Annotated in this window: 2 protein-coding genes; both read left to right on the forward strand. The window is 70.2% G+C overall.

What is annotated here, in order from left to right; all coding sequences use genetic code 11:
* The first annotated feature begins 410 nt into the window (after positions 1-410).
* Positions 411-539 carry an MbtH family NRPS accessory protein gene (locus ABZY31_RS30990; protein ID WP_356416982.1) on the forward strand — a complete coding sequence of 43 codons (129 nt, stop codon included), beginning with the start codon at positions 411-413 and terminating at the stop codon, positions 537-539.
* Between the two features lie 325 nt (positions 540-864).
* A partial coding sequence (locus ABZY31_RS30995) for an amino acid adenylation domain-containing protein (RefSeq protein ID WP_356416984.1) occupies positions 865-5,561 on the forward strand: 4,697 nt, incomplete at its 3' end.

Below are 5,561 nucleotides of genomic sequence, written 5' to 3' on the forward strand. Positions count from 1 at the left end.
CGACCCTGCGTCCGATGCGTGACCGGCGGAACCGATGATGACCGCCGACTGACGAGCCCCCGGGCCCGGCCAGTCAAGGGGGTACCGAGGGCCGACCGGCCGCCGCATCCGACCCCGGTCGGGCGCGGCGGCCGTACGTGCTTCCGGACCCTTCAGGCCATGACGAACCCCTGTTCAAGTGCCGCTAGGCCGCACTTGCACAGGAAGATTTCCGGTGGCGGCCGCGCTCGTCGGCAACGTCCGGTGGACGGCTGTTGATCATTGATCGTCGCGGGGGCCTGGGAGATAGTGGGTCGCGTTGAGTCGTGGTGGAGAGCCGATAAACCTCCATCGGACGGCGTGGATGTTCAAGGGGAATCCGGCATCCATGCCATCACCCCACTGATTTGCTTCATGGAAGGGAATGCGTCGTGGCGAATCCGTTCGACGATTCGGGTTCCGGTTACCTGGGTCTGATCGACGACGAGGGAAGCAGTTCCCTCTGGCCGGCCTTCGCCGCCGCGCCCGACGGCTGGACCTTTTCGCGTCGATGGAAGTGAAATAGTCGGCGGCGGTGTCGCATGCCGTGGCCAAGGCCTCGGCAAGCTTCCCGGTAGGCCTTTGCATGGCGAGGCGCGGACATACACGGGGTATGTCGAGTGCGGGGAACCCAGTGACCGTTCATATGGGTCGCACCCCGGCCGACTCGGTCAATCGCGCCGACCTCCTGGGCTAGGCAAGTCATGAATTGCTTACCGAGGGCGCGAGATTCCGCATGCCCGGAAACGGCAGGATTTGCATGCAAACGTGCATGCAAAGAAGCCTAGACATAGACAGTCAGCCTAGGCCGACGTTGCGGCCAGGACGTAACCAGGAGGAGTCCTGATGATTCCGTTGTCATTTGCGCAGCGTCGGTTGTGGTTCATCGAGCAGCTTGAGGGTCCGAGTGCGACCTACAACATTCCGATCGTGCTGCGCCTGTCGGGCGAGGTCGACCGGGAGGCGCTCGCGTCCGCGCTGCGCGATGTCCTGGAGCGCCATGAGGTCCTGCGCACCACTTTTGCCGTAGCCGACGGTGAGCCCTACCAGAGCATCCTGGACGTCGAGGAAGTCGACTGGGCGCTCGAGTGCGTGGAAGTCGCGGCGGCACCCGATCTGGCGGGCGCCGTGAACGAGGTGACCGGCAGGCACGTCTTCGATCTCTCGCGTGAACTCCCCATCCGCGCCTGGCTGTTCTCTGCCGGGCCCGACCAGCACGCCCTCGCGGTCGTCGTGCACCACATTGCCGGCGACGGCTACTCCATGGGTCCCCTGGCCCGGGACGTCTCCCTGGCGTACACCGCCCGTTCGCACGGTGGCGCGCCGGAGTGGGAGCCGCTGCCCGTCCAGTACGCGGACTACACGCTCTGGCAGCGCGAGCTGCTCGGTAACGAGCAGGACGCCGACAGTGTGATCGCCCGCCAGCTCGCTTACTGGCGCCAGGCCCTGGACGGAATTCCCGAAGGGCTGGAGCTGCCTTTCGACAGGTCCCGCCCGCTGACTGCCTCCCACCGCGGACACAGCGTCCCGTTCGAGGTTCCTGCGGACGTGCACGCGCGGCTGGCAGAGCTGGCACGCGCCGAGGGCGTCACCACCTTCATGATCGTGCAGGCGGCGCTGGCGGTGCTGCTCTCGAGGCTGGGCGCGGGCACGGACATCCCGATCGGTGCGGCGGTGGCCGGCCGGTCCGACGTTGCGCTCGCCGACCTGGTCGGCTTCTTCGTCAATACCCTGGTGATGCGCACAGACCTGTCGGGTGACCCGACCTTCAGTGAGCTGCTGCTCCAGGTGCGCGAGACCGGTCTGTCCGCGTTCGCGAACCAGGACGTGCCCTTCGAGAAACTGGTCGAGGAACTCGCGCCGACGCGCTCGCTCGCCCGCCACCCCCTCTTCCAGGTCCTGCTGACCGTCCAGAACACCGCCGAGGCGGTCGTCGACCTGCCCGGCGCGCGGGCCGTGCGGATGACGGCAGAGCTCTCGGCCGAGGTGGCCGCCAAGTTCGACCTCGATCTGTCCGTCGCCGAGGTGACCGACCGCGACGGTGCCCCGGCAGGCCTGCGCGGCGAGATAGTCGCTGCGTCCGACCTCTTCGACGTGGCCTCGGCCGAGCTGATCGGGCAGCGGCTCGTGCGTGTCATGGCAGCGATGGCCGCCGATCCGCAGACCCGCGTGAGCGAGGTCGACGTACTCGACCCCGACGAGCGCTGCCGCGTCCTGACCGAGTGGAACGACACCGCGGCCGAGGTCGCCCCGGCGATGGTGCCGGAGCTGTTCGCGGCGCACGCGGCCGGTATGCCGGACGCGGTCGCCGTGGTCTTCGAGGGCGAGCAGGTCTCGTACGGCGAGCTGGAAGCCCGCGCCAACCGTCTCGCCCACCACCTGATCGCCCAGGGTGTCGGCCCCGAGTCCGTGGTGGGCCTGTGCCTGCCGCGCGGCGTCGACATGGTCGCCTCCATCCTCGCCGTATGGAAGGCCGGTGGCGCGTACGTGCCCCTGGACCCGGAGCACCCGGCGGAGCGCATCGCGTTCATGCTGGCCAACAGCGGCGCCGGGGTGGTCATCGGGCGCCGTGACACAGCGGTGGCCGAAGCTGCGAACACCGTATGGCTTGACGACGCGCGGGTCGCGGCCGCAATCGCTCAGCTCCCGGCCCGGGCACCGCAGGTGTCCGTCGCGCCGGACGGCCTCGCCTACGTCATCTACACCTCGGGCTCGACCGGCCGCCCGAAGGGCGTGGCTGTCGCGCACGCTGCGATGGCGAACATGGTGTCGGTGTTCGGCCCGCAGATGGACGTCGCCCCCGGCGTCGCCGTACTGCAGTTCGCGTCGTTCAACTTCGACGCCTCGGTCCTGGACGTCGCCGTGACGCTCGCTTCCGGTGGCGCCCTCGTGGTCGCCAGCGCCGCCGAGCGGGCCGAGCCGGCTCTGCTGCGCGAGCTCGCGCGGTCGGCCGGCGTGCGCTCGGCCAGCCTTGTGCCGTCCCTGCTGGCGGTGCTGGACCTGGACGACTTGGCCGGCGTCGGCCCGATCGTCGTCGGGTCCGAGGCGATCGAGCCCGCACTCGCCCGCGCCTGGGCCCGCGGCCGCCGCCTCCTCAACACCTACGGTCCCACCGAGGCCACCGTCATCACGGCCCTGGGCCAGGTCGATCCCCACGGCGAGGGCGCGGTCCCCCTGGGCACACCCGTGGCCAACACCCGGATGTACGTCCTCGACGGACACCTGCGGCCTGTCGCGCCGGGCGTGGCGGGCGAGCTGTACATCACCGGCGCGCAGCTGGCGCGCGGCTACATCGGCCGCACTGGCCTGACGGCGGAACGCTTCGTGGCCTGCCCCTTCGAGCCCGGCGTACGGATGTACCGCACCGGCGACCTGGCCCGTTGGACGGCGCAGGGCCGGCTCGTCTTCGCCGGCCGCTCCGACGACCAGGTCAAGGTCCGCGGCTTCCGGATCGAGCCCGGCGAGGTCCAGTCCGCGGTGGCCCGGCACCCGCAGGTCGCGCAGGCCGCGGTGATCGCCCGCCAGGACACCCCCGGCGACACCCGCCTCGTCGCCTACGTCGTAGCGGACGGATCAGCGCGCACCGAAGCCGATACGGCATCTGAACTGCCGCTGACCGTACGTAGGTTCGTGGCCGAGCGGCTGCCGGAGTACATGGTGCCGAGCGCGGTGGTGGTGCTGGACGCGCTGCCGCTGACGGTGAACGGCAAGCTCGACCGCGCTGCCCTGCCCGCCCCGGAGTACAGCACCGCGGCGGGCCGCGGTCCGGCCAACCCGCGGGAGGAGATCTTCTGCGCCGCGTTCGCCGAGGTCCTCGGCCTCGAGCAGGTCGGCGCGGAAGACGATTTCTTCACCCTGGGCGGGCACTCGCTCATGGCGATCCGATTGGTGGAGCGGCTGCGCGAGCGCGGCGTTTCGGTGCCGGTCCGCGCCCTGTTCCAGACGCCGACCCCGGCCGGTCTCGCGCTTGCGACCGGCACGGACACCGTCGCCGTACCCGAGAACCTCATCCCCGCCGACGCGCGGGAGATCACCCCTGAGATGCTCCCGCTGGTCGAGCTGACCACGGACGACGTGCAGCGCATCGTTGACACGGTCGAGGGCGGCGCGGCGAACATCGCCGACATCTACCCCCTCGCACCCCTCCAGGAGGGTCTCCTCTTCCACCATCTGCTCGGGGAGCGCGGCGAGGACGCCTACCTGATCCCCACTGTCATCGGCTTCGACTCGCGCGAACTGCTCGGCTCATTCCTCGACGCGCTCCAGCAGGTGATCGACCGCCACGACATCCTCCGCACCGGCATCGTGTGGGAGGGCCTGCGCGAGCCGGTCCAGGTCGTCTGGCGGCGCGCCGTACTGCCCGTCACCGATGTGACTCTCGACCCCCGGGGCCCCGAGCCCATCGCACAGCTGCTGACCGCCGTCCAGGCGATGGACCTGGCCCACGCCCCGCTGCTCGACGTCCACACGTCCGCCGAACCCGGCACCGGCCGATGGCTGGCACTGCTGCGGATGCACCACATGGTGCAGGACCACACGGCCAGGGAGGTGCTGCTCCGCGAGATACAGGCCATCCTCGCCGGGCGCGGCGACGAGCTGCCCGAGCCGCTGCCCTTCCGGAACTTCGTGGCCCAGGCGCGTGGCGCGGTCGAGCGGTCGGAGCACGAGAGGTACTTCGCCGAGCTGCTGGGCGACGTGGCCGAGCCGACCGCCCCTTACGGGCAGGTCGACGTACGGGGTGACGGCGCCGGAGTCGTCCGAGCGGACCTGGAGCTATCCCCGCAGCTCGCCGGACGGGTGCGGGACATCGCCCATCGGCTCGGGGCCAGCGCAGCGACGGTAATGCACCTCGCGTGGGCCCGCGTGCTCGCGGTGGCGTCCGGCCGCGACGACGTGGTCTTCGGCACGGTCCTCTTCGGCCGCATGAACGGCGGCGCGGGCGCGGACCGGGTCGCCGGCCCCTACATGAACACCCTCCCGGTTCGTACGCGGATCGACGACCTCGGCGTACGCGCGGCTCTCGACGCCATGCGCGACCAGCTGGCCGAACTGCTGGAGCACGAGCACGCTCCGCTGGCCCTGGCCCAGCGCGCCAGTGGCGTGGCCGGCGATGCGCCGCTGTTCACCTCGATCTTCAACTACCGCCACAACGCCCCGCACGGCTCGGACAACGGGCTCGGCATGGCCGGAATCACCACCCTGTTCACGCATGACCGCACCAACTACCCCCTGTCGGTCGCCGTCGACGACCACGGTCACGGCCTCGGCCTGGCAGTGGACGCGGTCGCTCCCATCGACGCCGAGGCCGTGGGCACCCTCGTCATCACCGCGACCGATAACCTCGTCTCCGCCCTGGAGACGGTCTTGGACGGCGGAGAAGAACTCCCGCTGCGGGCCGTTGAGGTGTTGGGTGGTGTGGAGCGTCGTCGGGTGGTGTCGGAGTGGAACGACACTGCGGTGGAGTTCGGGTCTGGTTTGGTGCCGGAGTTGTTTGCGGCGCAGGTGGTGCGGTCGCCGGGTGCGGTGGCTGTGGTGTGTGGTGA

Source organism: Streptomyces sp. NPDC006529 (assembly GCF_040611795.1).
Lineage (GTDB): Bacteria > Actinomycetota > Actinomycetes > Streptomycetales > Streptomycetaceae > Streptomyces.